The organism is Streptomyces sp. NPDC037288 (assembly GCF_055603265.1).
This window is the reverse complement of sequence record NZ_JBVJVY010000007.1, coordinates 169,147-194,480: the sequence shown is the minus strand read 5'-3', so window position 1 is coordinate 194,480 and position 25,334 is coordinate 169,147. Positions and strand designations below refer to the sequence as shown.

Annotated in this window: 19 protein-coding genes and 1 tRNA gene; 12 read left to right on the top strand and 8 right to left on the bottom strand. The window is 70.7% G+C overall.

The window, feature by feature from the left end:
• Positions 1-35: 35 nt before the first annotated feature.
• Entirely contained in the window at positions 36-1,529 is a 1,494-nt protein-coding gene (gene rpsA, locus ACZ7GZ_RS11255; RefSeq protein WP_067015219.1) for a 30S ribosomal protein S1, read from the bottom strand.
• Positions 1,530-1,825: 296 nt separating this feature from the next.
• Between rpsA and ACZ7GZ_RS11250 the strand changes: the two genes are divergently transcribed.
• The gene (locus ACZ7GZ_RS11250) at positions 1,826-2,731 is read left to right on the top strand and encodes a class I SAM-dependent methyltransferase (protein WP_471022923.1); all 906 of its coding nucleotides are present in this window, start codon (positions 1,826-1,828) and stop codon (positions 2,729-2,731) included.
• 69 nt (positions 2,732-2,800) lie between these two features.
• Positions 2,801-5,326: an ATP-dependent helicase HrpB gene (gene hrpB, locus ACZ7GZ_RS11245; protein WP_471022922.1), complete on the top strand. Its 2,526-nt coding sequence runs from the start codon at positions 2,801-2,803 to the stop codon at positions 5,324-5,326.
• Here hrpB and pgfA read toward each other — a convergent pair.
• From pgfA to ACZ7GZ_RS11230, 3 genes are all read right to left on the bottom strand, one after another.
• Positions 5,316-6,308: a cell envelope lipid trafficking protein PgfA gene (gene pgfA, locus ACZ7GZ_RS11240; protein ID WP_471022920.1), complete on the bottom strand. Its 993-nt coding sequence runs from the start codon at positions 6,306-6,308 to the stop codon at positions 5,316-5,318. The two genes, hrpB and pgfA, sit on opposite strands and share 11 nt — an antisense overlap.
• 28 nt (positions 6,309-6,336) lie before the next feature.
• Positions 6,337-6,471: an SPW_0924 family protein gene (locus tag ACZ7GZ_RS11235; protein ID WP_471022917.1), complete on the bottom strand. Its 135-nt coding sequence runs from the start codon at positions 6,469-6,471 to the stop codon at positions 6,337-6,339.
• A gap of 163 nt (positions 6,472-6,634) precedes the next feature.
• Positions 6,635-8,392 carry a lytic transglycosylase domain-containing protein gene (locus ACZ7GZ_RS11230; protein ID WP_471022916.1) on the bottom strand — a complete coding sequence of 586 codons (1,758 nt, stop codon included), beginning with the start codon at positions 8,390-8,392 and terminating at the stop codon, positions 6,635-6,637.
• 315 nt (positions 8,393-8,707) lie between these two features.
• On the opposite strand from ACZ7GZ_RS11230, the gene ACZ7GZ_RS11225 reads away from it, so the two are divergent.
• Complete coding sequence (locus ACZ7GZ_RS11225) at positions 8,708-9,568, top strand: DUF4184 family protein (protein WP_471022914.1); 861 nt, start codon at positions 8,708-8,710, stop codon at positions 9,566-9,568.
• Here the strand turns inward: ACZ7GZ_RS11225 and ACZ7GZ_RS11220 are convergent.
• Together ACZ7GZ_RS11220 and polA are read right to left on the bottom strand one after the other, a co-directional pair.
• Positions 9,486-9,896, bottom strand: coding sequence for a hypothetical protein (locus tag ACZ7GZ_RS11220; RefSeq protein ID WP_471022912.1), 411 nt, complete (start codon positions 9,894-9,896; stop codon positions 9,486-9,488). The genes ACZ7GZ_RS11225 and ACZ7GZ_RS11220 overlap by 83 nt on opposite strands.
• A gap of 269 nt (positions 9,897-10,165) precedes the next feature.
• A complete protein-coding gene (gene polA, locus ACZ7GZ_RS11215; RefSeq protein ID WP_471022910.1) occupies positions 10,166-12,892 on the bottom strand; it encodes a DNA polymerase I in 2,727 nt (908 codons plus the stop codon).
• A gap of 211 nt (positions 12,893-13,103) precedes the next feature.
• On the opposite strand from polA, the gene ACZ7GZ_RS11210 reads away from it, so the two are divergent.
• The 7 genes from ACZ7GZ_RS11210 to ACZ7GZ_RS11180 all read left to right on the top strand — a co-directional run bounded on the left by ACZ7GZ_RS11210 (position 13,104) and on the right by ACZ7GZ_RS11180 (position 22,415).
• On the top strand, positions 13,104-15,416 hold the full coding sequence (locus tag ACZ7GZ_RS11210; protein ID WP_471022909.1) for an FdhF/YdeP family oxidoreductase: 2,313 nt from the start codon (positions 13,104-13,106) through the stop codon (positions 15,414-15,416).
• Between the two features lie 46 nt (positions 15,417-15,462).
• Positions 15,463-15,954, top strand: coding sequence for a hotdog fold thioesterase (locus ACZ7GZ_RS11205; protein WP_471022908.1), 492 nt, complete (start codon positions 15,463-15,465; stop codon positions 15,952-15,954).
• Between the two features lie 537 nt (positions 15,955-16,491).
• Positions 16,492-17,700: a branched-chain amino acid ABC transporter substrate-binding protein gene (locus ACZ7GZ_RS11200; protein ID WP_471023141.1), complete on the top strand. Its 1,209-nt coding sequence runs from the start codon at positions 16,492-16,494 to the stop codon at positions 17,698-17,700.
• A 109-nt stretch (positions 17,701-17,809) separates the two neighbouring features.
• Positions 17,810-18,748 carry a branched-chain amino acid ABC transporter permease gene (locus ACZ7GZ_RS11195; RefSeq protein WP_450796524.1) on the top strand — a complete coding sequence of 313 codons (939 nt, stop codon included), beginning with the start codon at positions 17,810-17,812 and terminating at the stop codon, positions 18,746-18,748.
• A gap of 5 nt (positions 18,749-18,753) precedes the next feature.
• Positions 18,754-20,544, top strand: a complete 1,791-nt coding sequence (locus tag ACZ7GZ_RS11190; protein WP_471023138.1) for a branched-chain amino acid ABC transporter permease — start codon at positions 18,754-18,756, stop codon at positions 20,542-20,544.
• Between the two features lie 6 nt (positions 20,545-20,550).
• Positions 20,551-21,702, top strand: a complete 1,152-nt coding sequence (locus ACZ7GZ_RS11185) for an ABC transporter ATP-binding protein (protein WP_471022907.1) — start codon at positions 20,551-20,553, stop codon at positions 21,700-21,702.
• Complete coding sequence (locus ACZ7GZ_RS11180; RefSeq protein WP_471022906.1) at positions 21,699-22,415, top strand: ABC transporter ATP-binding protein; 717 nt, start codon at positions 21,699-21,701, stop codon at positions 22,413-22,415. Before ACZ7GZ_RS11185 ends, ACZ7GZ_RS11180 begins: the two co-directional genes overlap by 4 nt.
• Positions 22,416-22,473: 58 nt before the next feature.
• On the opposite strand, the gene ACZ7GZ_RS11175 is transcribed toward ACZ7GZ_RS11180, so the two are convergent.
• Entirely contained in the window at positions 22,474-23,127 is a 654-nt protein-coding gene (locus tag ACZ7GZ_RS11175) for an ANTAR domain-containing response regulator (protein ID WP_471022905.1), read from the bottom strand.
• A 99-nt stretch (positions 23,128-23,226) separates the two neighbouring features.
• Here ACZ7GZ_RS11175 and ACZ7GZ_RS11170 point away from each other — a divergent pair.
• Positions 23,227-23,301: transfer RNA gene (locus ACZ7GZ_RS11170), tRNA-Leu, on the top strand.
• Between the two features lie 76 nt (positions 23,302-23,377).
• Here ACZ7GZ_RS11170 and pyk read toward each other — a convergent pair.
• Complete coding sequence (gene pyk, locus ACZ7GZ_RS11165) at positions 23,378-24,814, bottom strand: pyruvate kinase (RefSeq protein WP_471022902.1); 1,437 nt, start codon at positions 24,812-24,814, stop codon at positions 23,378-23,380.
• A gap of 152 nt (positions 24,815-24,966) precedes the next feature.
• On the opposite strand from pyk, the gene ACZ7GZ_RS11160 reads away from it, so the two are divergent.
• Positions 24,967-25,260, top strand: a complete 294-nt coding sequence (locus tag ACZ7GZ_RS11160; protein WP_471022901.1) for a hypothetical protein — start codon at positions 24,967-24,969, stop codon at positions 25,258-25,260.
• Positions 25,261-25,334: the final 74 nt, after the last annotated feature.

Here is a 25,334-nt window from a genome sequence, read left to right as displayed (position 1 = left end):
AGGACCAGCTATCGGCTAAGCCTCAGCCGCAGCGATCAGCTCTGGCCGCCGGCCAGCTTCTCGCGCAGCGCGGCCAGCGCCTCGTCCGAGGCCAGCGCACCGGAGGTGTCCGCACCCTCGGAGGAGTACGAACCGCCACCCGAAGCGGCCGGAGCGGCAGCCTCGCCACCCTCGGCGGCAGCGGCAGCGTCGGCCTCGCGGCTCTTGATGACCTGCTGCTGGTGCTGCTCGAAGCGGGTCTGCGCCTCGGCGTACTGGCGCTCCCACTCCTCGCGCTGCTTCTCGTAGCCCTCGAGCCAGTCGTTGGTCTCGGGGTCGAAGCCCTCGGGGTAGATGTAGTTGCCCTGGTCGTCGTAGGACGCGGCCATGCCGTACAGGGTCGGGTCGAACTCGACCGAGGCCGGGTCGGCACCGAAGGACTCGTTGGCCTGCTTCAGCGAGAGGCTGATGCGGCGGCGCTCGAGGTCGATGTCGATGACCTTGACGAAGATCTCGTCGTTGACCTGGACGACCTGCTCCGGGATCTCCACGTGGCGCTCGGCCAGCTCGGAGATGTGGACCAGACCCTCGATGCCCTCGTCCACGCGGACGAACGCACCGAACGGCACCAGCTTCGTGACCTTACCGGGCACGACCTGGCCGATCTGGTGGGTGCGGGCGAACTGCTGCCACGGGTCTTCCTGGGTCGCCTTCAGCGACAGGGAGACGCGCTCGCGGTCCATGTCGACGTCGAGGACCTCGACGGTGACCTCCTGGCCGACCTCGACGACCTCGGAGGGGTGGTCGATGTGCTTCCAGGACAGCTCGGAGACGTGGACCAGACCGTCGACGCCACCCAGGTCCACGAAGGCACCGAAGTTGACGATCGAGGAGACCACACCGGAGCGGACCTGACCCTTCTGGAGGGTCGTGAGGAACGTCTGGCGGACCTCGGACTGGGTCTGCTCCAGCCAGGCACGGCGGGACAGGACCACGTTGTTGCGGTTCTTGTCCAGCTCGATGATCTTGGCCTCGAGCTCCTTGCCGACGTACGGCTGGAGGTCGCGGACGCGGCGCATCTCGACCAGGGAGGCCGGGAGGAAGCCGCGGAGGCCGATGTCGAGGATGAGACCACCCTTGACGACCTCGATGACGGTACCGGTAACGATGCCGTCCTCTTCCTTGATCTTCTCGATGGTGCCCCAGGCACGCTCGTACTGGGCGCGCTTCTTCGAGAGGATCAGGCGGCCTTCCTTGTCCTCCTTCTGGAGGACCAGGGCCTCGATCTCGTCGCCGACGGCGACGACCTCGTTCGGGTCGACGTCGTGCTTGATCGAGAGCTCGCGGCTCGGGATGACACCTTCGGTCTTGTAACCGATGTCGAGCAGGACCTCGTCCCGGTCGACCTTCACGATGACGCCGTCGACGATGTCGCCGTCGTTGAAGTACTTGATCGTCTCGTCGATCGCGGCGAGGAAGGCTTCCTCGTTACCGATGTCGTTGACCGCTACCTGCGGGGTGGTGGCGGTGGTCTCGGTGCTGCTCGTCATGTGGGAAAGGGCTCCGGTACGGACATTGAAGTCGTAGGTACTGCTTACGCCGGGAGCCCGTTTCGCTCTGCAGAAGCCGGACAGCCAAGGAAGCGCCCCACCAGATACTGGTGATGGCGCCTCGACAACCGAGGGGACATACAACAGATGCGAGCGCAGCCTGCTACGTCTGAGGTGCGCAGGCCCGCAGCGCAACTTGTAGCATACGGGGGCAGCCGGACAGGGTCAATGCGCGAAGGCGCCCACCCGGGGCAGAACCCCGCATAACCGGCAGAAGAAACGTCCTTTGAGGCCACATGGCCTGTGGGACCGCGTCCGTCACGGACCCCTTCCGGGTTGGACGGAAGAGTACGACGAGGGAGCCGATCATCCAAGAGCCGGAAGCGTACGAGCCCGAAGGACCCGAGGCGTACGAGCCGGAGGCCACGCGACGTGAGGCCGGCGTCGCGGAGAGCGCCCGGGCCAACCGGGGCTGGTGGGACCGCAACGCGGACGAGTACCAGACCGAGCACGGCACCTTCCTCGGCGACGACCGCTTCGTGTGGGGTCCGGAGGGCCTGGACGAGGTCGAGGCCGAGCTGCTGGGCCCGCCGGAGGAACTGAAGGGCAAGGCGGTCCTGGAGATCGGTGCGGGCGCGGCGCAGTGCGCGCGCTGGCTGGCCGCCCAGGGCGCCCGCCCGGTGGCGCTGGACCTCTCCCACCGCCAGCTGCAGCACGCCCTGCGCATCGGCGGATCGTTTCCGCTCGTCTGCGCGGACGCCGGCGCGCTGCCCTTCGCGGACGGCTCCTTCGATCTGGCCTGCTCGGCGTACGGGGCGCTGCCGTTCGTCGCCGACCCGGGGCTGGTGCTGCGCGAGGTGCGCCGGGTGCTGCGGCCGGGCGGCCGGTTCGTCTTCTCGCTGACGCATCCGATCCGCTGGGCGTTCCCCGACGAGCCGGGACCCGAGGGCCTGTCCGTGTCCTCCTCCTACTTCGACCGCACGCCGTACGTGGAGCAGGACGAGGAGGGCCGCGCCGTCTACGTCGAGCACCACAGGACGCTCGGCGACCGCGTCCGGGACGTCGTGACGTCCGGCTTCCGGCTGGTGGACCTGCTGGAGCCGGAGTGGCCGTCCTGGAACACCTCGGAGTGGGCCGGCTGGTCGCCCCTGCGCGGCAGCCTGATCCCGGGAACGGCGATCTTCGTGTGCGAGCGGGACTGACCGACCCCCGCTGATCATCGGGGGCACGCGTGCGTGGGGTCGATTTCGCCGTCGTACGACACTAGGGGCGTGATCCGTTACGACGCCCTGGACGCGCTGCCCGTGCGTTCCGCCCTGCCCGCTCTGACCGAGGCCCTCGAGGGTGCCGGCACCGCCGTGCTGGTGGCGCCGCCCGGCACCGGCAAGACGACGCTGGTACCGCTTGTGCTGGCGGGGCTGGTCGGCGGCGGGCCGGCGCGGCGGGTCGTGGTGGCCGAGCCCCGCCGGATCGCGGCCCGGGCGGCGGCCCGGCGAATGGCCTGGCTGCTGGGTCAGAGGCCGGGCGAGAGCGTCGGCTTCACGGTGCGGGGCGAGCGCGTCGCCGGCCGGCACACGCGCGTGGAGGTCGTGACGACGGGTGTGCTGCTGCAGCGGCTGCAGCGCGATCAGGAGCTGGCCGGCGTGGACGCCGTCGTGCTGGACGAGTGCCACGAGCGGCATCTGGATGCCGACACGGCGGCCGCCTTCCTGTGGGACGTGCGGCAGACCCTGCGGCCGGAGCTGCGCCTGGTGGCCGCGTCGGCGACGACGGACGCGGAGGGCTGGGCGCGACTGCTGGGCGGGGCGTCCGTGGTCGAGGCGGCCGGCGTCGCACACCCGGTGGAGGTGGTGTGGGCGCCACCCGCGCGCCCGGTACGGCCGCCGCACGGGATGCGTGTCGATCCGGCGCTGCTGGCGCACGTGGCGTCGGTGGTGCGCCGGGCGCTGGCCGAGCGGGACGGGGACGTGCTGTGCTTCCTGCCGGGTGTGGGCGAGATCGCGCGCGTGGCGGGGCAGCTCGGGGATCTCGGGGCGGTGGAGGTGCTCCGGGTCCATGGCCGGGCGCCGGCCGCCGTGCAGGACGCGGTACTCGCTCCGGGGGCGCGGCGCCGGGTGGTGCTGGCGACCTCGGTGGCGGAGTCGTCGCTGACGGTGCCCGGGGTGCGGGTGGTGGTGGACTCGGGGCTCGCCCGGGAGCCGCGGGTGGACCACGCGCGTGGGCTGAGCGGGCTGACGACGGTGCGGGCGTCGCGGGCCGCCGGGCGGCAGCGGGCGGGGCGGGCCGGGCGAGAGGCGCCGGGGGCGGTGTACCGGTGCTGGGCGGAGGCCGAGGACGGGCGTCTGCCGGCGTTTCCGGCGCCGGAGATCAAGGTGGCCGACCTGACCGCGTTTGCGCTGCAGGCGGCTTGCTGGGGGGATCCGGACGCCTCCGGGCTGGCGTTGCTCGATCCTCCGCCGGGTGGGGCGATGGCGGCGGCGCGCTCCGCGCTGACGGCGGTAGGCGCGGTGGACTCCGCCGGCCGGGCGACTCCGGTCGGGGTGCGCCTGTCCTTGCTGGGGGTGCACCCTCGGCTGGGACGAGCCTTGCTGGACACGGCCGGTGAGGGTGCGGAGGTCGTCGCCCTGCTCTCCGAAGAGGTGCCGCGGGACTACGGGGACGATCTTGCTGCCGCGTTGCGGCGTGCCCGGGGCGGGGGTGACGCCTACGCTGCGCGATGGGCTGCGGAGGTGCGGCGGCTGCGGGCCGTCGCGGGGGAGTCTTCTCACCCGCCCGCCCGCGACCGTCGGACACAGGGCGCCGGCCAGGCCGGACCGGGCACCGGTGACGACGGGCTCGCCGGGGTCGTCGCCGCTCTCGCCTTTCCCGAGCGGGTTGCCAGGCTCGACGGGGGGTCGTATCTGATGGCCTCCGGGACCCGGGCCGAGCTGGGGGACGGGTCGGGGCTGCGGGGAGCGCCCTGGATCGTCGTGGCCGTTGCCGACCGGCCCACCGGGAAGGGGCACGCGCGGGTGCGGCTCGGGGCCGCCGTGGAGGAGGGTGTGGCTCTCGCCGCCGCGGGCCCGCTGCTCGCCCAGCGGGACGAGGTGCACTGGGCCGACGGGGACGTCGTAGCCCGGCGTGTCGAGCGGCTGGGCGCCGTCGAGCTCGCCGTGCGGCCTCTGGGGGACGTCGAGCCGGCCCTCGTACGCGCGGCCCTCCTCGACGGGCTGCGGCAGGAAGGGCTCGGGTTGCTGCGCTGGTCACCGGAGGCCGAGGCGCTGCGGCAGCGGCTGGCCTTTCTGCGGGCGCATCTCGCTGAGCCGTGGCCGGACGTGTCCGACGGCGCGCTCCACGCGCGCGTGGACGAGTGGCTGGAGCCGGAGCTGAGCAGGGCGCGGCGGCGGGCCGATCTCGGGCGGATCGACGCCGGGCAGGGGCTGGCGCGGTTGCTGCCGTGGGCGAGCGGGGAAGCCTCGCGGCTGGACGAGCTGGCGCCCGAGCGGATCACCGTGCCGAGTGGGTCCAGAATCCGGATCGACTATCGGGACCCTGAGCGGCCCGTGCTCGCGGTGAAGCTCCAGGAGATGTTCGGGCTGCGCGACACGCCGGCCATCAGCGGCGTACCGCTCCTCGTTCATCTGCTCTCCCCCGCCGGGCGGCCCGCCGCCGTCACGGCCGACCTCGCCTCCTTCTGGAAGGACGGCTACAAGGGGGTACGCGCGGAGCTGCGCGGGCGGTATCCGAAGCATCCGTGGCCCGAGGACCCGGCGACCGCCGAGCCCACCCGGCACACCAACGCGCGGCTCAGGCGCTGACCGGTTCCGGTTCCGTCGTGCGAGCGGGCGCCGGGTCCTCGGGGCGGCGGGCGCGGGCCTCCAGGTAGAGGGAGAGGGCGAGGAGCAGCAGGCCTGCCGTCAGGGAGCCCCAGGGGACGTACGAGGTGAGCATCAGGACCAGGGTGCGGTTGTGCTTGACCAGGGCGACCGTGTGCTCGGTGTAGTCCTCGCGCATCCTCACGTCCCCGGCGAACGCCGTGACCCTGGCCCGGCCGCCCAGCAGGGTGCCGCCGCGCAGCTCCTCCTTGTGGAGTTCCTCGCCGTAGACGGGGGCGCCGGTGACCGGTTCGACCCAGAACCTGCGGATCGTGCTGTACCAGCGGGTGGTTCCCGTCTTGGCGACCGATTCCGGGGTGATGCCCTGGACGGGCATGGCCTTCGGCATCGGGACCTTCGTCCAGGGGATGGCCTGTTCGAAGTAGTAGACCTTCAGGCCGCGGAAGGTCCGGGTGCCCTTGTAGTGGATGGGGCTGGTGGTACGGGTCTGCGCGTCGAAGTACTCGTAGTCGCGTTTCTGTGTCAGGAAGGGCCACTTGAACTCGATGCCCTGGCGGGTGACCGGGTCGCCGTCGACCGTCTCGCCGGTCGCGTGGACGGGGTCCTGGCTGTGGGCGTCGAAGATGTACCGCTCGGGGACGCGGGAGACCATGTTGCCGTCGGGGCCCTGGACGTAGGACAGGCCGTCCCAGACCACGACCGGCCGTCCCGCCGTCTTCTCGATCTTCTTCGCGGCCTCCACGTCGCCCCTGAGGGTCTGCACGATGGTGACCTTGGAGACCTTCTTCGCACGCATCGTGCCGTAGTCCAGCAGGGTGGCGCCCCTGGCCTCCAGGACCATGTCCTGGTACTGGTTCGCGGGGATCCTGGCCAGGCGCGGGAAGGCGTACCAGCGCATGAGCGGGGACAGCGCCGCGCAGAAGACGGCGCAGGCGAGCAGGACCAGGCTTGCCTTGCGGCGCATGGAAGGCCTCCCTCCCGGACGGGCGCGGCTACGGATGCGAGGGCACCGACGTCAGCAGCGGCTTGGGGGACGTCCGGCCCGACGGCGCGCCCGCCGCGCTGATGGTGAGGACGACGGCGAGCGCGAGGGCGAGACCGGTCGCTGCGGCGATCAGGGCGCGCATACGGGCCTCCCGGCGGACGGTCTGGGTCCTGACAGCGTGCTGATGGGGCGTCAGGTCCGGCACCGTAGCAACGGGCGGGTGAGATGAGAACAGCGGCGCACGCACGAACGAGGGCGCCCTGCCCGCCGGTGCGGGGAGGGCGCCCTGCCCGGGCCGCTGTGGGTCAGGAGGAGGCGGACGGGCTCGGCGACGGGGACGGGCTCGCCGAGGTGTCGGCGGCGGCGACCTTCAGTTCGACGGTGAGGGTGCCGCCGCCGGGGGTGGTGATGCGGAGCAGGAAGGTGCCGGTGGTGTCGTCCGCGTACAGCTTCGGCAGGGTCAGCAGGCCCTTGGCGTCGGTCTGGAGGCCGCTGAGGGTGCGTACGGGCTTGCCGTCGGCGTCCTTGAAGTAGGGGCCCTTGTCGTTCTCGGTGGCGTCCTTGTCGGACGTGATCAGGGTGGCGGTGGCCGCGACCTTGTCCGCGACGGCGCCCTTGTACGTCGCCTTCACCTGGACCTGGTCGGCGAACTCGCCGTCCGGGGTGCAGGTCAGCGGGGTGTCGCTGGTGCGGGCCAGGGTGTCGGCGGCGTGCTCGGTGACGGTGGCCGTGTAGGCGACGCCCTTGACCGAGCGGCCCACGACGGTGGCGGTGACCTTGAAGTCACCGGTCTTCTCGCCCGCCTGCAACGCCGGGGCGAGAGCGACGCCCTTGGCGTCGGTGGCGACCGTGGCCACGGTCTCGCCGCCGCTGAAGGTGGCGTCGGTGTCTCCGCTGATCGTGAACCTGATCCTGACCTTGGCGACGGACTTGTCGGCCTTGGTCTCGGCACGGGTGCCGATCCGCCCGGTGAAGGCGTGCCCGGCCATCGCGCTGAGCTTGGCGGTGCCCGCGTCCTCCAGGTGGTCCACCGTGTCGGTGGGGGTCGGCGGGGTCGTCGGCGGGACGGGCGGCTTCGGCGGCTTGGGGCTCGGGGTGTCGTGCCCGCCGCCGGGCGTGCTGGGCTTCGGGTCCGGCTTCGGGTCCGGCTTGGGATCCGGTTTGTGCTCCGGCTTGGTCTTCGGTGGGTGGGAGTGCTTGGGGGGATGGGCGCGCGGGGTGTGGTCGTCGCTGCGGTGGCTGGGCAGGCCGCCGGTGCCGTCGGGCACGGAGTGGGTGCCCTTGCGGTAGTACTCCAGCCAGTTGAGGACCAGGTTCAGGTAGTCCTGCGAGTCGTTGTAGCTGAGGATCGCCTTGTGCAGGTCTCGCTCGTCCGAGAGGTCCCAGCCGTTGCGGCACAGGTAGTGGCCGGCGGCGAGGGCGGCGTCGTAGACGTTGTCGGGGTCCTTCTTGCCGTCGCCGTTGCCGTCGCGGCCGGCCCAGGCCCAGGTCGACGGGATGAACTGCATGGGGCCGACGGCCTGGTCGTACTCGCTGTTGCCGTCGTACGCGCCGTGGTCGGTGTCCTTGATGAGCGCGAAGCCGTTGCCGTCCAGGGCCGGGCCCAGGATCCGGCCCAGTGTGGTGCCGTCCGCGTCGACCCGGCCGCCGCGGGCCTGGCCCGACTCCACGTTGCCGATGGCGGCGAGCAGTTGCCACGGCAGATTGCAGCCGGGCTTGGAGGAGCGCAGTTCGGCCTCGGCCTTCTTGTAGGCGTCGAGGACCGTCGCCGGGATGCCGGCCCCGGAGTCGCCCCGGGCGACGGGGGTGCCGGTGGTCGGCGAGGGGCTGGGGTTGGGGCTGTTGAGCGGCGGCAGGTCCGTGTAGTACGGGGAGTTGCCGGTGGCGTTGCCGTCGGAGCGCGGGTCGGGTACGGGGGTGGAGGCGCCGGCCGTCGCCTGTCTGCCGTGGTCCTCGCCGGTCACTCCCGGAGCCTGGGACGCGGACAGAGCCGCGACCGCCGCCGCGGCCACGGCGGTTGTCGCCGCCCCCTTGCGCAGCCGCCTTCCGAAATGCGCCGCCATCGAGTGAACCCCTCCCGTGGACGCCCTGCGTCCGTCTCCTCTGTCCGCCCTGCTCTGGTGTGACGTTTGACCCGGTGATCCGGTTGCCCCTGTGTCGCCCTTCCGTCCGTGTGACGTGCGTTCGACCCCGTGTGTTCGGCAGGCGACGCAGGTGACCCTACGGCAACTTTCCTGGCGTCGGGACCCGCTCACGCCCGTTTTCAACGGTTGGCCAACTCTGGTTACCACCTATGGCCCCGGACGGGCGTCCCGCATACTGGACGCACTTGATCATCGGCACGGCGCCACGGCCGACGACCGTTCCAGGGGGCTCCGTTGCCGTTCACGCTCAGTCATGCGGCCGCCGTCCTGCCCGCGGTCCGCCGGGACGGGACCGGTCGCGGCCCGCTGGTGCCGGCGGTGCTCGTCGCGGGGTCTTTCGCGCCCGACATGACCTTCTATGCGGCGAGTGTCCTCCCCGGCGGCATGGAATTCGGCGCCGTCACGCACTCGTTCGCCGGGGTCGGCACGGTCGACGTGCTCATCTCCTGGGCGCTGGTGGGGCTGTGGCTGCTCGTCCGCGAACCGTTGCTCGCGCTGCTGCCCCGGGGCCGGCAGGGGCGGCCGGCCGTGCTGCTGGGCTGTGGTGCGCCGCGCGCGCGGATACGGGCCGTGTCGGTGGGGTGGTGGTACGTCTGCGCCGTGCTGGGTGCGCTGACCCATGTGGCGTGGGACGCGTTCACGCATCACGGGCGGTGGGGAACGCGGCTGATTCCGGCCATCGGGCGGGGCGGTCCGGCGGGCACGCCGCTGTTCTCGTGGCTGCAGTACGGCTCGTCCGTGGTGGGTGCGCTCGTCGTCGCGGTGTTCGCCGCGCGTGCGCTGCGGCGGGCACCGGCCGGGGAGCCGGTGGGGGTGCCCGTGCTGTCCGGGCGGGACCGGTGCTGGGCCGGCGCGGTGGTCGGCGGCTGCGCGGTGGCCGGGGCGCTGCAGCGGGCGGCGCGCTGGTGGGAGTCCCTGGACGCGCCCCAGCGGCCGTGGGAGCTGGTGCCCACGCTCTGCTTCGGGACCGGCGCCGGGCTGGCCCTGGGGCTGGTGCTGTACGCCGTCGGCGTCAGGGTGTGGCGTCCGGGCCGGGTCCCGGACGGTCCCGGTGGGGTGGCCGGTGCGGGCCGGGAGTGGCCGGTCGCTCGGTGAGGGACGCGACGAAGACCGTGAGGGTGGGCCGGGGGCGCGATCTGGGGATCGTGGTCAGCGCGAGGGCGAGGTAGCCGCGGGCGAGGTCGGCCCACTGGCGCCAGTCCGGGGCGTGGCCCGCGTGGGCGGTCAGGCCGGCGAGTCTGTGCCGCAGGCGCGTGGCGGCCGCGCGGACCGTCTCGGCCGGGTCGGCGGGGATGCGGGCGGTGCTTGCGTCGGCCGCGAGGGCCGGGACCGGCGAGGCGGGCATGGCCTGCGCCGAGGCGGTGTCCGCCCAGGCCCGGGTGTCTGCCTCGGGCGTCCGGCGGTGAAGCATGCGTATACCCATGCCCGCAGTTTTGCGGCTGTGGGGGGTGGGGGGCGTTTTGGCGGGGGCCACGTGAGTGACGGTCCCCTCCGGGGGTTCGGCCGGCGTGCCGGTGCGGGCGCCGGGTTCTTGTGCGGGTGGGGTGAATGTGGAGGCGTGGGGTTGCGGCGGGTCCGGCACGCCGGTATGCGCCATGAGGCTGAGCGCCGTCGCGGCGGGAAGACGTCGCGGGTGCCGGGGGCGCTGTACTGAGCCGGCGTACAACGCCCCGTCCCCCGAAGCACCGCGGGCTAGTGGGCCGCCGACTCCCAGTCCGGGCCCACGCCCACCGAGACGTCCAGGGGGGCGTGCAGCTCGACGGCGTTCGCCATTTCGCGGCGGACGATCTCCTCCGCCGCGGCCCGCTCGCCGGGGGCGATTTCCAGGACGATTTCGTCGTGGACCTGGAGGAGCATGCGGGACTTCAGGTCCGCTGCCCGCAGGGCGCTGTCCACCTTCAGCATGGCGATCTTGACGATGTCGGCCGCCGTGCCCTGGATGGGCGCGTTGAGGGCCATGCGCTCGGCCGCCTCGCGGCGCTGGCGGTTGTCGCTGTTGAGGTCCGGCAGATACCGGCGGCGGCCGAAGAGCGTCGCCGTGTAGCCCGTCGCCCGTGCCTCGTCGACCGCCCGGCGGAGGTAGTCCCGGACGCCGCCGAAGCGCTCGAAGTACGCGTCCATGAGGGCGCGTGCCTCCGCCGCCTCGATGTTCAGCTGCTGGGAGAGGCCGAAGGCGGACAGGCCGTAGGCCAGGCCGTACGACATCGCCTTGATCTTGCGGCGCATCTCCGCGTCCACCGCGGCGGGCTCGACGCCGAACACCTGGGAGGCGGCAGTGGTGTGCAGGTCCTCGCCGGAGGTGAACGCCTGGATCAGGCCCTCGTCCTGGGAGAGGTGGGCCATCACGCGCAGCTCGATCTGGCTGTAGTCGGCGGTCATCAGGGACTCGAAGCCCTCGCCGACGACGAAGCCGCGGCGGATGGCCCGGCCCTCGTCCGTGCGGACCGGGATGTTCTGCAGGTTCGGTTCCGTGGAGGACAGCCGGCCGGTCGCGGCCACCGTCTGGTTGAACGTGGTGTGGATACGGCCGTCGCCCGCGATGGTCTTGATCAGGCCCTCGACCGTGACCCGCAGCTTCGCCTGCTCGCGGTGGCGGAGCATGATCACCGGCAGTTCGTTGTCGGTCTGGGTGGCGAGCCAGGCCAGGGCGTCGGCGTCGGTGGTGTAGCCGGTCTTGGTCTTCTTGGTCTTCGGCAGGGCCAGCTCCTCGAAGAGGACCTGCTGGAGCTGCTTGGGCGAGCCCAGGTTGAACTCGTGGCCGGCGGCGGCGTGCGCCTCCTTCACGGCCTGCTGCACCGCGCCCGCGAACGTCTGCTCCATCGCTTCGAGGTGCGCGCGGTCGGCCGCGATGCCGTGCCGCTCCATGCGGGCGAGCAGGGCGGACGTCGGCAGCTCCATGTCGCGCAGCAGTTCCGCCGCGCCGACCTCTTCGAGGCGGGTCCGGAAGGCGGTGCCGAGGTCGAGGACGGCGCGGGCCTGGATCATCAGGGCCTCGGCCTCGGCGCCCTCGTCGGTGCCGAAGGCCAGCTGGCCGTCGGCCGTGGCCGCGGGCGCCAGCTCGCGGTGCAGGTACTCCAGGGACAGCGCGTCCAGGTCGAAGGAGCGGCGGCCCGGCTTGACCAGGTAGGCGGCGAGCGCGGTGTCCATGGTCACGCCCTCGACGGACCAGCCGTGCTCGGCGAAGACGCGCATGGCGCCCTTGGCGTCGTGGAGCACCTTGGGGCGGGCGGCGTCGGCCAGCCAGGCCGCGAACGCGTTCTCGTCGGCCTCGTCCAGCTCGGCCGGATCGAACCAGGCCGCCGCTCCCCCGGCCGCGGCGACGGCGACCTCGGTCACCGAGCCGGTACCCAGCGCCCAGGTGTCGACGGTGGCGACGCCGAGGGTCTCGGCGCCGTGCTCGGCGAGCCAGGCGGTCAGCTCGCCGGTGCGCAGGATCGTGCCGTCCAGCTCCACTCCGCCGGTGGCGATCGGTGTGGCCTCGGCCTCCTCGGTGCCGGGGTCGACGGCGAAGAGGCGCTCGCGCAGGGACGGGTTGCGGATCTCCAGGGTGTCCAGGACCAGCGTCACGGCCTTGCGGTCGTACGCGGCCCGCTCCAGGTCGGCGACCGACCGGGTCAGCTCGACCTGGCGCTCCAGCTCGGTCAGGACGCGGTTGAGCTTGACCGACTCCAGGTGGTCGCGGAGGTTCTGCCCGGCCTTGCCCTTGACCTCGTCGACGCGGTCGACCAGCTCCGCGAACGAGCCGAACTGGTTGATCCACTTGGCGGCGGTCTTCTCGCCGACGCCGGGGATGCCGGGGAGGTTGTCTGACGGGTCGCCGCGCAGGGCCGCGAAGTCCGGGTACTGGGCGGGCGTCAGGCCGTACTTCTCGAACACCTTCTCCGGGGTGAACCGGGTCAGCTCCGAGACGCCCTTCGTCGGGTAGAGCACCGTGATGTTCTCGGTGACCAGCTGGAAGGAGTCGCGGTCGCCGGTGACGATCAGCACCTCGAAGCCCTCGGCCTCGGCCTGGGTGGCGAGGGTGGCGATGACGTCGTCCGCCTCGAAGCCGTCGACGGCGAAGCGCGGGGCGTGCATCGCGTCGAGCAGCTCGCCGATCAGCTCGACCTGGCCCTTGAACTCGTCCGGGGTCTTGGAGCGGTTCGCCTTGTACTCGGTGAACCGCTCGGAGCGCCAGGTCTTGCGCGAGACGTCGAAGGCCACGGCGAAGTGCGTGGGCTCCTCGTCACGCAGGGTGTTGGCCAGCATCGACGCGAAGCCGTAGATCGCGTTCGTCGGCTGGCCGGTCGCGGTCGTGAAGTTCTCCGCGGGCAGCGCGAAGAACGCGCGGTAAGCGAGGGAGTGCCCGTCCATGAGCATCAGCCTGGGACGGGGGCCGCCGGGGGTCTTGTCGGTCTTCTTCGATGCTGTCTCTGCCACGTCCCCGATCCTGCCACGCCGCACTGACAGTCCGGGTCGCGTCCGGCTGGTGGGTGTGAGCTCCGGCACAGCGACCGAAGAGGGACAAGCGGGGGCGGGGCCGGAGGGAAGGAAAGGGGCGGGGCGGGGGTGGAAGGGGCGGCACGGTTGTCGGTGCCGCGTGGGAGGATCCTCTGCGTACTCGGGATGCGCAGTCGAAGGGGAGCGTGCGATGGCGACGAAGCCGCCCAAGGGTGATCCGGTTCAGGACGCGCCGCAGGTCACGGAACCGAAGCACGCGGCCGCGGGGCTGCCGGCCATCGGGCACACGCTGCGCATCGCCCAGCAGCAGATGGGTGTGCGGCGCACGGCGCTGACCCTGCTGCGGGTGAACCAGAAGGACGGGTTCGACTGCCCGGGCTGCGCCTGGCCGGAGCCGGACCACCGGCACAAGGCGGAGTTCTGCGAGAACGGCGCGAAGGCGGTGGCCGAGGAGGCCACACTGCGCCGGGTCACCCCGGAGTTCTTCGCCGCGCACTCCGTGGCCGACCTGGCGACGCGCAGCGGGTACTGGCTGGGCCAGCAGGGGCGGCTCACGCATCCCATGTATCTCCCCGAGGGCGGCACGCACTACGAGCCGGTCGGCTGGGAGCGCGCCTTCGACATCGTCGCCGAGGAGATCGCCGCCCTCTCCTCCCCCGACGAGGCCGTCTTCTACACCTCGGGCCGTACCAGCAACGAGGCCGCGTTCCTGTACCAGCTCTTCGCGCGCGAGCTGGGCACGAACAACCTGCCGGACTGCTCCAACATGTGTCACGAGTCGTCCGGGTCGGCGCTCAGCGAGACCATCGGCATCGGCAAGGGCAGCGTCCTGCTGGACGACCTCCACAAGGCCGACCTGATCATCGTCGCCGGGCAGAACCCGGGGACGAACCATCCGCGCATGCTCTCCGCCCTGGAGAAGGCCAAGGCGAACGGCGCGAAGATCATCAGTGTCAATCCGCTGCCCGAGGCCGGCCTGGAGCGGTTCAAGAACCCGCAGACGCCCCAGGGCATGCTGAAGGGCGCCGCCCTCACCGATCTGTTCCTGCAGATCCGCATCGGCGGCGACCAGGCGCTCTTCCGGCTCCTGAACAAGCTGATCCTCGAGACGGACGGCGCGGTCGACGAGGAGTTCGTCCGCGAACACACCCACGGTTTCGAGGAGTTCGCCCAGGCGGCCCGCGCCGCCGACTGGGACGAGACGCTGAGGGCGACCGGCCTCACGCGCGCGGAGATCGAGCAGACCCTCGGCATGGCCCTCGCCTCGCAGCGGACCATCGTCTGCTGGGCCATGGGCCTCACCCAGCACAAGCACGCCGTCCCGACCATCCGCGAGGTGGTCAACTTCCTGCTGCTGCGCGGCAACATCGGCCGGCCGGGCGCGGGCGTGTGCCCGGTGCGCGGTCACTCGAACGTGCAGGGCGACCGCACGATGGGCATCTTCGAGCGGCCCGCGCCGGCCTTCCTGGACGCGCTGGAGAAGGAGTTCGGGTTCGCGCCGCCGCGCGAGCACGGCTTCGACGTCGTACGGGCCATCCGCGCGCTGCGCGACGGCGAGGCGAAGGTGTTCTTCGCCATGGGCGGCAACTTCGTCTCCGCCTCCCCCGACACGGAGGTGACCGAGGCCGCGATGCGGCGCGCGCGGCTGACGGTGCATGTGTCGACCAAGCTCAACCGCTCGCACGTGGTCACCGGTGCGCGGGCGCTGATCCTGCCCACGCTGGGCCGCACCGAGCGGGACCTGCAGGCCGGTGGGGAGCAGTTCGTGACCGTCGAGGACTCGATGGGCATGGTGCACGCCTCGCGCGGGCGGCTGGCTCCGGCGAGCCCGCGGCTGAGGTCGGAGCCGGCGATCATCTGCGGTCTCGCGCGTCGTGTGCTCGGCGCGGACAGCGTCGTGCCGTGGGAGGAGTTCGAGAAGGACTACGCGACGATCCGCGACCGCATCGCGCGCGTGGTCCCCGGTTTCGAGGACTTCAACGCGCGCGTGGCCCGGCCGGGCGGCTTCACACTGCCGCACGCGCCGCGCGACGAACGCCGCTTCCCGACCGCCACGGGCAAGGCGAACTTCACGGCGGCGCCGGTGGAGTATCCCGAACTGCCCGAGGGCCGGCTGCTGTTGCAGACCCTGCGCTCACACGACCAGTACAACACCACGATCTACGGCCTGGACGACCGGTACCGGGGCATCACGGGCGGACGCCGGGTGGTGCTGGTGCATCCCGAGGACGCGCGGGCGCTCGGATTCGCCGAGGGGTCGTACGTCGACCTGGTGAGTGAGTGGAAGGACGGCGTGGAGCGGCGTGCGCCCGGTTTCCGGGTCGTGCACTACCCGACGACGCGGGGATGCGCGGCGGCGTACTACCCCGAGACGAACGTCCTGGTCCCGCTCGACGCCACCGCCGACACCAGCAACACCCCGGCCAGCAAGTCCGTGGTCGTCCGGCTCGAAGACCACACGGAGGGCACCGTGGGCCGTCTGGAACAATCGGCGACCGACTGAGCGTTTGCTCAGCCAGGACAGCTGGACCAAGAACGGAGCCGGGCCCATGGGCGAGCAGCAGCGAGTGAAGTTCCCGCAGGAGATCATCGACGAGTACGCGGCGCTCGGTGTCGACCTGCCCGCCCTCTTCTCGGCCGGACACCTCGGCACGCGCATGGGGGTGCAGATCCTGGAGGCCTCGCCGGAGAAGGTCGTCGGGACCATGCCGGTGGAGGGCAACACCCAGCCGTACGGCCTGCTGCACGGCGGCGCCTCCGCGGTGCTGGCGGAGACCCTGGGCTCGGTCGGCTCGATGCTGCACGGCGGCAGCTCGAAGATCGCGGTGGGTGTCGACCTGAACTGCACGCACCACCGCGGGGTCCGCTCCGGCCTGGTGACGGGTGTGGCCACGCCGGTGCACCGGGGCCGTTCGACGGCGACGTACGAGATCGTGATCAGCGACGAGGAGGGTCACCGGGTGTGCAGCGCCCGGCTGACCTGCCTGCTGCGGGACGTGAACAGGGGCGACGCAGCGCACGCCCGGGGCGCGGGCGCCTGAGAGCACCTGGGCGGGGCCCGTGCGGCCCCGCCGAGCGGTCGCATCCGTCGGCGACTTGAGGGCCGGACAGCTGACGGCCCGCCAGGTTTACTTCGAGGCCTCGGCTTTCTTTCCCTCGCGTAACTCTGCGTAATACGCGTGCAATATACATTCGTGCGTTCCCTCCCGTCTCCCGGTGTGGACAACGCCCTTCGCGGCCCCGGGAAGTCGCCTGCAGTAACAGTGGTTGGTAATCACCAAATCGCCTGAGACGCCTGAACTGATCATGGTGGGTCCTGCGGGTTCTCAGAATGTGGACGGGGTGAATCGGCCTGAATTCCTGTTTTCCACCCCACGCTGTACCGCTCTGCATTACCCCGTGTCATAACAAGAGCGTCACAGCCTTGGTCAAGCTCTCCTCCACGTTCCCTACACACGCTTAGAGTCACCGCCAGTCACCGCTCCATCGGGAGTTCGGTACCGGCGCGGCACCCGTCGCTCCCCTGCGAAGGGGGCGGAATGTGCCTGCGGAAAGGATCGATTGTGCGACAGCGTTCTCTGGTGATTCTTACCTCCGTGCTGACCACCGGAGCTCTGACCCTCACCGCGTGTGGCTCCCGCGACAAGGACAACAAGGGCGGCGACAGCGGCAACGTGACGGTCACGATCGGCGTCGACGCCCCGCTGACCGGCCAGAACTCCGCGACGGGTCTGGGTATCCAGTACGGCGCCCAGATCGCCGTCGACGACGCCAACAAGAACAAGGCCGTTCCCGGCGTCACCTTCAAGATCAAGGCGCTGGACGACAAGGCGATCCCCGCCACCGGCCAGCAGAACGCCACCCAGCTCGTCTCCGACAAGGACGTTCTCGGTGTGGTCGGCCCCCTCAACTCCGGTGTGGCCACGCAGATGCAGCAGGTCTTCGCCACCGCCAACCTGGTGGAGATCTCCCCGTCCAACACGGGTGTCGAACTGACCCAGGGCAAGAACTGGCAGACCACCAAGTCCCGCCCGTTCAAGACGTACTTCCGCACCGCCACCACCGACGCGCTGCAGGGCGCCTACGCGGCGGACTACGCCTACAACGGCATTCACAAGAAGAAGGCGTTCGTCGTCGACGACAAGCAGACCTACGGCGCGGGCCTTTCCAAGATCTTCAAGGAGCAGTTCGCCAAGCAGGGCGGCAAGGTCATCGGCACCGACCACGTCAACACCGGTGACCGCGACTTCTCCACCCTGGTCACCAAGATCAAGAATTCTGGTGCCGACGTGCTCTACTACGGCGGCCAGTACGACGAGTCCGAGGTGCTGACCAAGCAGCTCAAGGACGCCGGGGCCAAGATCCCGCTGTTCGGCGGCGACGGCATGTTCACCCCGACCTACATCAAGACCGCCGGCAAGGCGTCCGAGGGTGATCTGGTCACCTCGATCGGCGTCCCGGTCGACACCCTGCCCGCCGCCAAGGACTTCGTCGCCACCTACAAGGCCAAGAAGTACCCCGGCGACTACGGCACTTACGGCTCCTACGCCTACGACGCCACCACCGCCATCATCAAGGCCGTCGGCCAGGTCGTGAAGGACGGCAAGGTTCCGTCCGACGCCCGCAGCCAGGTCGTCGACGCCGTCCAGAAGACCTCCTTCGACGGCATCTCCGGCAAGATCTCGTTCGACGAGTACGGCGACACCACGAACAAGCAGCTGACCGTCTACCAGGTCACCAAGGGCGAGTGGAAGTCCGTCAAGAGCGGTACGGCCAACCCGAAGTAACCCACCGCAGCACATCGCACCCCCAGGGCCGCGCGGCGCAGACCACCGTCACCGCGCGGCCCGCCTTCTACCGCCCCCTTGACTCTCCCCACCACATGGAGGCCATGCGGTGAACACCCTGCCGCAGCAGCTGGCCAACGGGCTGTTCCTCGGCTCGATGTACGGGCTGATCGCCATCGGCTACACGATGGTGTACGGCATCGTCCAGCTCATCAACTTCGCCCACGGCGAGATCTTCATGACCGGAGGTTTCGGCGCCCTCACGGTCTACCTCGTCCTGCCGGACGGCATATCCATGTGGATAGCCCTGCCGGCGATGCTGATCGGCGGTGCACTGGTCGCCGTCCTCATCGCCGTCGGCGCCGAGCGCTTCGCCTACCGTCCGCTGCGCGGCGCGCCACGCCTCGCCCCGCTGATCACCGCGATCGGTCTGTCGCTCGCGCTGCAGCAGGCGGTGTTCAACTGGTACCACGTCGACGGCGACGCCAAGTCCGCCCGGGTCTTCCCGCAGCTGCCGTTCGGCCCGCTGCACATCGGCTCCGTGACCGTGCAGAGCGGTGACCTCTTCCTGATCATCGCCGCCCCGCTGTGCATGGCGGCCCTCGCCTTCTTCGTCCGGCTCTCCCGCACCGGCCGCGCCATGCAGGCCACCGCCCAGGACCCGGACACCGCCCAGCTGATGGGCATCGACACCAACCGCATCATCGTCATCGCCTTCGCCATCGGCGGCTTCTTCGCCGCGGTCGCCGGTGTCTCCTACGGCCTCAAGTACGGCTCCGTCTCCTACGACATGGGCTTCCTCGCCGGTCTGAAGGCGTTCACCGCGGCCGTCCTCGGCGGCATCGGCAACATCTACGGCGCCATGCTCGGCGGTCTCGTGCTCGGCGTGGCCGAAGCCATGGCCACCGCCTACATCGCCGACGTCCCCGGCATGCACCAGCTCGGTGGCGGCAGCTGGGCTCCGGTGTGGGCCTTCGTCCTCCTCATCCTCGTACTCCTCTTCAGGCCACAGGGCCTGCTCGGCGAACGCGTCGCGGACAGGGCGTGAGCAGCATGACCGACACCACCACCGAGCCCACCGCCAAGGCCCCGGAATCGGCCGGACGCGGACCCGTCCCGCTCCCCCGGGCCGCCGCCCGCCTGCTCATCGTGATCGGCGCGATCGGCACCATCGCCAGCACCTTCCTCAGCTGGACCTGGACCTCCGACTTCCCCGGCGACCTGACCTACTACGGCTATCCGGCGGGCCTGCAGACCATCGCTCTCGTGGCCGGCGCCCTCACCCTGCTCTACGGGCTCGTCCTGTGGAACGTGCGAGGACTGGACTGGCTGAACCCGGGCAAGGCCACCACCCCGGTCTTCCTGATCGCCCTCGCGGCGTTCGCCGTCTGCTGGTTCACCGGCATCGCCATCGCCGTGGACCTCGGCGGCCTGGTGAACCTGGACCCCGGCGCCTTCGTGGCGATGGCGGCCTCCGCGCTGCCCGTCGTCGGCGCCCTCGCACTGCCCCACCCGGCCCCCGGCACGGGCCTGCGCGGCTACTTCGCCAAGCCCGGCCAGCCTCGCCACGGCACGCTCTCGCCGCTCGCCGAGCGTGCCGTCATCACCGTGGGCACCGCTCTCGGCCTCGTGGTCTTCACCTACGGCATCGGCATCAACGACGACGACAGCGAGACCTTCATCGGCTTCCTGCTCGTCCTGGCCTTCGGTGCCTGGGGACTGGTCCACGCCGGGCTCCTCGAGCGGTACGCGACGATGTCCGCCCGCCACAAGGGCTTCGCCACCACCCTGGCCTTCGTCGCGGCCGTGATCTTCCCCTTCACCCAGAGCGACGACCACAACGCGAACATCGGCGTCAACATCCTCATCTTCGCCACCGTCGCCCTGGGCCTGAACATCGTCGTCGGTCTCACGGGTCTGCTCGACCTCGGTTACGTCGCCTTCCTGGGCGTCGGCGCCTACGCCGCCGCGCTGGTCTCCGGCTCGGAGTACTCCCCGTACTCCGTCCACTTCCCCTTCTGGGCGGCGGCCGTCACCGGTATGGGCGCCTCGCTGGTCTTCGGTGTCCTGATCGGCGGGCCGACGCTGCGACTGCGCGGCGACTACCTGGCCATCGTCACCCTCGGCTTCGGAGAGATCTTCCGCATCACCGTCAACAGCCTGGACGGCGACTCCGGTCCGAACGTCACCCGGGGCCCCAACGGCATCACCCAGATCCCCGACATCAACATCTTCGGGTTCAACCTGGGCGACTCCCACGACGTCGCGGGTTTCACCCTCGGCCGCTTCGCCAACTACCTCTTCCTGATGCTCGTCATCACGGCGATCGTCGTGCTCGTCTTCACCCGCGCCGCCGACTCCCGCATCGGCCGCTCCTGGATCGCCATCCGCGAGGACGAGACCGCCGCCACCGCCATGGGCATCAACGGCTTCCGCGTCAAGCTGATCGCCTTCGCCCTCGGTGCCTCCCTCGCGGGCCTCGCCGGCACCGTGATGGCGCACGTCAACTACAGCGTGAACCCGCAGCCGTACCAGTTCGCCGGCGCCGCCCCGCCCAACTCGGCCTTCCTCCTGGCCGCCGTCGTCCTCGGCGGCATGGGCACCGTCAGCGGCCCGCTGCTCGGCGCGAGCGTCCTCTACCTGGTCCCGGAGAAGCTCCAGTTCCTGCAGAACTACGAGCTGTTCGCCTTCGGCATCGCGCTGATCCTGCTGATGCGCTTCAGGCCGGAGGGCATCATCGCCAACCGCCGCCGCCAGCTGGAGTTCCACGAGACCGGCCAGCTCGACGTACCGGCGCAAGCGACGCTGGCCGACGATCCGGCCGTCACCAAGGCAGGGGCGTAAGGAACCATGACGACACCTGTACTCGAAGCCCGTGACGTCACGATGCGCTTCGGCGGTCTGACCGCCGTCCGGTCCGTCGACTTCACGGTCAACAGCGGCGAGATCGTCGGCCTCATCGGCCCGAACGGCGCCGGCAAGACCACCTTCTTCAACTGCCTCACCGGTCTGTACGTCCCCACCGAGGGCACGGTCGCCTACCAGGGGCGGGTGCTGCCGCCCAAGCCGCACCTGGTGACGCAGGCGGGGATCGCCCGGACGTTCCAGAACATCCGGCTCTTCGCCAACATGACCGTCCTGGAGAACGTCCTCGTCGGCCGCCACACACGCACCAGGGAGGGCCTGTGGTCGGCGCTGCTGCGCGGCCCCGGGTTCCGCAAGGCCGAGAAGGAGTCCGAGGCGAAGGCCATGGAACTCCTGGAGTTCGTCGGCCTCGCCGCCAAACGCGACCACCTCGCGCGCAACCTGCCCTACGGCGAGCAGCGCAAGCTGGAGATCGCCCGGGCACTGGCGAGCGAGCCGGGCCTGCTGCTGCTCGACGAGCCGACGGCCGGCATGAACCCGCAGGAGACCCGGACGACGGAGGAACTGGTCTTCGCCATCCGGGACAAGGGCGTCGCCGTCCTCGTCATCGAGCACGACATGCGCTTCATCTTCAACCTGTGCGACCGGGTCGCCGTCCTCGTCCAGGGCGAGAAGCTCGTCGAGGGCACCTCCGAGGTCGTCCAGGCCGACGAGCGCGTCGTCGCCGCCTACCTGGGCGAACCCTTCGAGGGCGATCCCGGGGAGGCGGAGGCCGCCGAGGTCGAGGCCGCGGAGGCCGCCGCCGAGGCCGGATCCGATGCCGGTCCGGCAGAGGAGTCCGCCGCAGCGGAGCCCGCCACCGCGGAGTCCGCCGAGTCCGACGCGGACAGCACCGCGGAAGCGGAAGGCACCGCCGACGCAGAGAGCACCGCGGACGCGGAGAGCACCGCCGACGCGGAGAGCACCGCCGACGCAGAGAGCACCGCCGACGCAGAGAGCACCGCCGACGCAGAGAGCACCGCGGACGCGGACAGCACCGCCGACGCGGACAGCACCGCCGACGCGGAGAGCACCGCCGACGCAGAAGGCACCGCCGACGCGGAGAGCACCAGCACCACCAAGGGAGAGGCCCCGTGACCGCACTGCTGGAGGTCGAGGACCTCAGGGTCTCCTACGGCAAGATCGAGGCCGTCAAGGGCATCTCGTTCAGCGTCGAGGCCGGCCAGGTCGTCACCCTCATCGGCACCAACGGCGCCGGCAAGACGACGACCCTGCGCACGCTCTCGGGTCTGCTCAAGCCCACATCCGGCAAGATCGTGTTCGACGGCAAGCCGCTCACCGGCGTCCCGGCGCACAAGATCGTCGCCCTCGGGCTCGCCCACTCCCCCGAGGGCCGGCACATCTTCCCCCGCCTGTCCATCGCCGAGAACCTCCAGCTCGGCGCCTTCCTCCGCAAGGACAAGGAGGGCATCGAGAGGGACATCCAGCGCGCCTACGACCTCTTCCCGATCCTCGGGGAGCGGCGCAAGCAGGCCGCCGGCACCCTCTCCGGCGGTGAGCAGCAGATGCTGGCGATGGGCAGGGCGCTGATGTCCCAGCCCAAGCTGCTGATGCTGGACGAGCCGTCCATGGGCCTGTCGCCGATCATGATGCAGAAGATCATGGCGACGATCTCCGAGCTGAAGTCCCAGGGCACGACGATCCTGCTGGTCGAGCAGAACGCCCAGGCGGCGCTCTCGCTCGCCGACCAGGGTCATGTCATGGAGGTCGGCAACATCGTCCTGTCGGGCACGGGGCAGGACCTGCTGCACGACGAGTCGGTCCGCAAGGCGTACCTCGGCGAGGACTGACCCCGGTAACCGCGAGGCCCGCGCCCCCTTCTCCGGGGCGCGGGCCTCGCCGTACCGCTCAGGCCTTCTTGGCCTTCTTCTCCTCGCTGTCCGCGATGACCGCCTCGGCGACCTGCTGCATCGACAGGCGGCGGTCCATGGAGGTCTTCTGGATCCAGCGGAACGCGGCGGGCTCGGTCAGGCCGTACTCGGTCTGCAGAATGGACTTGGCGCGGTCGACCAGCTTGCGGGTCTCCAGGCGCTGGGTGAGGTCGGCGACCTCCTTCTCCAGCTGCTTCAGCTCGGTGAAGCGGGAGACGGCCATCTCGATGGCCGGGACCACGTCACTCTTGCTGAACGGCTTGACCAGGTACGCCATGGCGCCGGCGTCCCGGGCGCGCTCGACGAGGTCGCGCTGCGAGAAGGCGGTGAGCATCAGGACCGGCGCGATGGACTCCTCGGCGATCTTCTCGGCCGCGGAGATGCCGTCCAGCTTCGGCATCTTCACGTCCAGGATGACCAGGTCCGGCTTGTGCTCGCGGGCCAGCTCGACGGCCTGCTCGCCGTCCCCGGCCTCGCCGACGACGGTGTACCCCTCCTCCTCCAGCATCTCCTTCAGGTCGAGCCGGATCAGGGCCTCGTCCTCGGCGATGACGACACGGGTCGTCAGCGGAGGCACGTGCGACTTGTCGTCGTCGGGCGCGTCTACGGGCTGGGGCGACTCGGCGGTCACGGGGGCTCCTCGTTCCAGGCAGGGCACTGCTTACAAGAGCCTACCTAGCTACGGTATGGTGGACGCGCGGAGGGTCGGGGGAAACCTTGGATTCTGCGAGCCCCGGTAGCCCAATTGGCAGCAGGCAACGGATTCAAAACCCGTACAGTGTCGGTTCGAGTCCGACTCGGGGCACTTTTCCTTGGATTCCAAGGTCACCACTTTTGGCGGGCCCCTCTCGGTGAGGGGCCCTTCGCCGTCGTAGTGCTCCTCACCGCGGGCTGTCGTCCTCGCCGATGTGGTGCACCCGGACCATGTTGGTCGAGCCGGAGACCCCGGGCGGGGAACCCGCCGTGATCACCACCACGTCCCCCTTCGCGCAGCGGCCGTACTTCAGCAGCAGCTCGTCCACCTGGCCGACCATGGCGTCGGTGGAGTCCACATGCGGCCCGAGGAACGTCTCGGCCCCCCAGGTGAGGCTGAGCTGGGAACGGGTGGCCGGCTCGGGGGTGAAGGCGAGCAGCGGGATCGGCGAGCGGTAGCGGGACAGCCGGCGGGCGGTGTCTCCGGACTGGGTGAACGCCACCAGGAACTTCGCGCCGAGGAAGTCCCCCATCTCGGCGGCGGCCCGGGCGACCGCACCGCCCTGGGTGCGCGGCTTGTTCCGCTCGGTCAGCGGCGGCAGGCCCTTGGCGAGCATGTCCTCCTCGGCCGCCGCGACGATCTTCGCCATGGTGCGCACGGTCTCGACCGGGTACGTGCCGACGCTGGTCTCACCGGACAGCATCACCGCGTCCGTGCCGTCGAGGACCGCGTTGGCGACGTCGGAGGCCTCGGCGCGGGTCGGCCGGGAGTTGTCGATCATCGAGTCGAGCATCTGGGTGGCGACGATGACCGGCTTGGCGTTGCGCTTGGCGAGCTTGATCGCGCGCTTCTGCACGATCGGCACCTGCTCCAGCGGCATCTCCACGCCCAGGTCGCCGCGCGCGACCATCAGCCCGTCGAAGGCGGCCACGATGCCGTCGAGGTCCGCCACGGCCTGCGGCTTCTCGACCTTCGCGATCACCGGGAGGCGGCGGCCCTCCTCGGCCATGATGCGGTGCACGGGCCTGACGTCGTCACCGGTGCGGACGAAGGAGAGGGCGATGACGTCGAAGCCGGTGCGCAGCGCCCAGCGCAGGTCGTCCTCGTCCTTCTCGGAGAGGGCGGGGACGGAGACGGCGGCTCCGGGGAGGTTCAGTCCCTTGTGGTCGGAGATCACGCCGCCCTCGACCACGCGGGTGCGGACCCGGGGGCCGTCGACGGCGGTGACCTCCAGGCAGACCTTGCCGTCGTCCACGAGGACGCGCTCCCCCGGGGTGACGTCGGCCGCGAGACCGCCGTAGGTGGTGCCGCACTGGTGGCGGTCCCCCTCGACGCCCTCCTCCACGGTGAGGGTGAAGGTGTCGCCGCGTTCAAGGAGTACGGGTCCTTCGGCAAAGCGGCCGAGCCGGATCTTCGGACCCTGAAGGTCGGCGAGGATTCCGACACTGCGGCCGGTTTCGTCGGCCGCCTTTCGCACGCGCTGATACCGCTCCTCGTGTTCGGCGTGCGTGCCATGGCTGAGGTTGAACCGGGCGACGTCCATTCCGGCCTCGACCAGTGCCTTGATCTGGTCGTACGAGTCGGTGGCGGGCCCCAATGTACAGACGATCTTTGCTCGGCGCATGAGTCGAGCCTAGGCCTTACCCGCGGGTAGAGATTCCGGGCCGCATGTCCGCTCAACAACCTTTGGGTGAAGCCTTGTTGACAAGTGTTGAATTGTGCGACAGCTCGCTCCGATGAGCGAAGTCGCCTTCCGGAAGGCCTGGCGCTCAGGTCATGGTCGGGGTCGGCAGGGTCCGCGACGGCGGCGGCGAGGACGTCCCGGTCGACGCGGGCGAGCAGGCGTTCGCCTATCTCGTCGGTGAGCAGCCGGTTGCCGGAGATGCCCTGGTTGACGATCCAGCCGCGGGTGAGCCGGCGGCCGAGCTGGGACGGGAAGCTGTTGTCGAGACCGGGAGTGGTGGCCGCGCCCTCGATCCAGGAGTCACCGAACGGACAGCTGGTTCCCGGGGCGGCCAGGCCGGTGTCACCGGGCAGGTACAGGCCGACCGTGAGGACCCAGCCCATTGATGACGGCGGTGCGGTGGGCGGCGATCCATGTGGTCATCATGGCCGTGACAGCGCCGCCGCCACCGGCCTTCTTC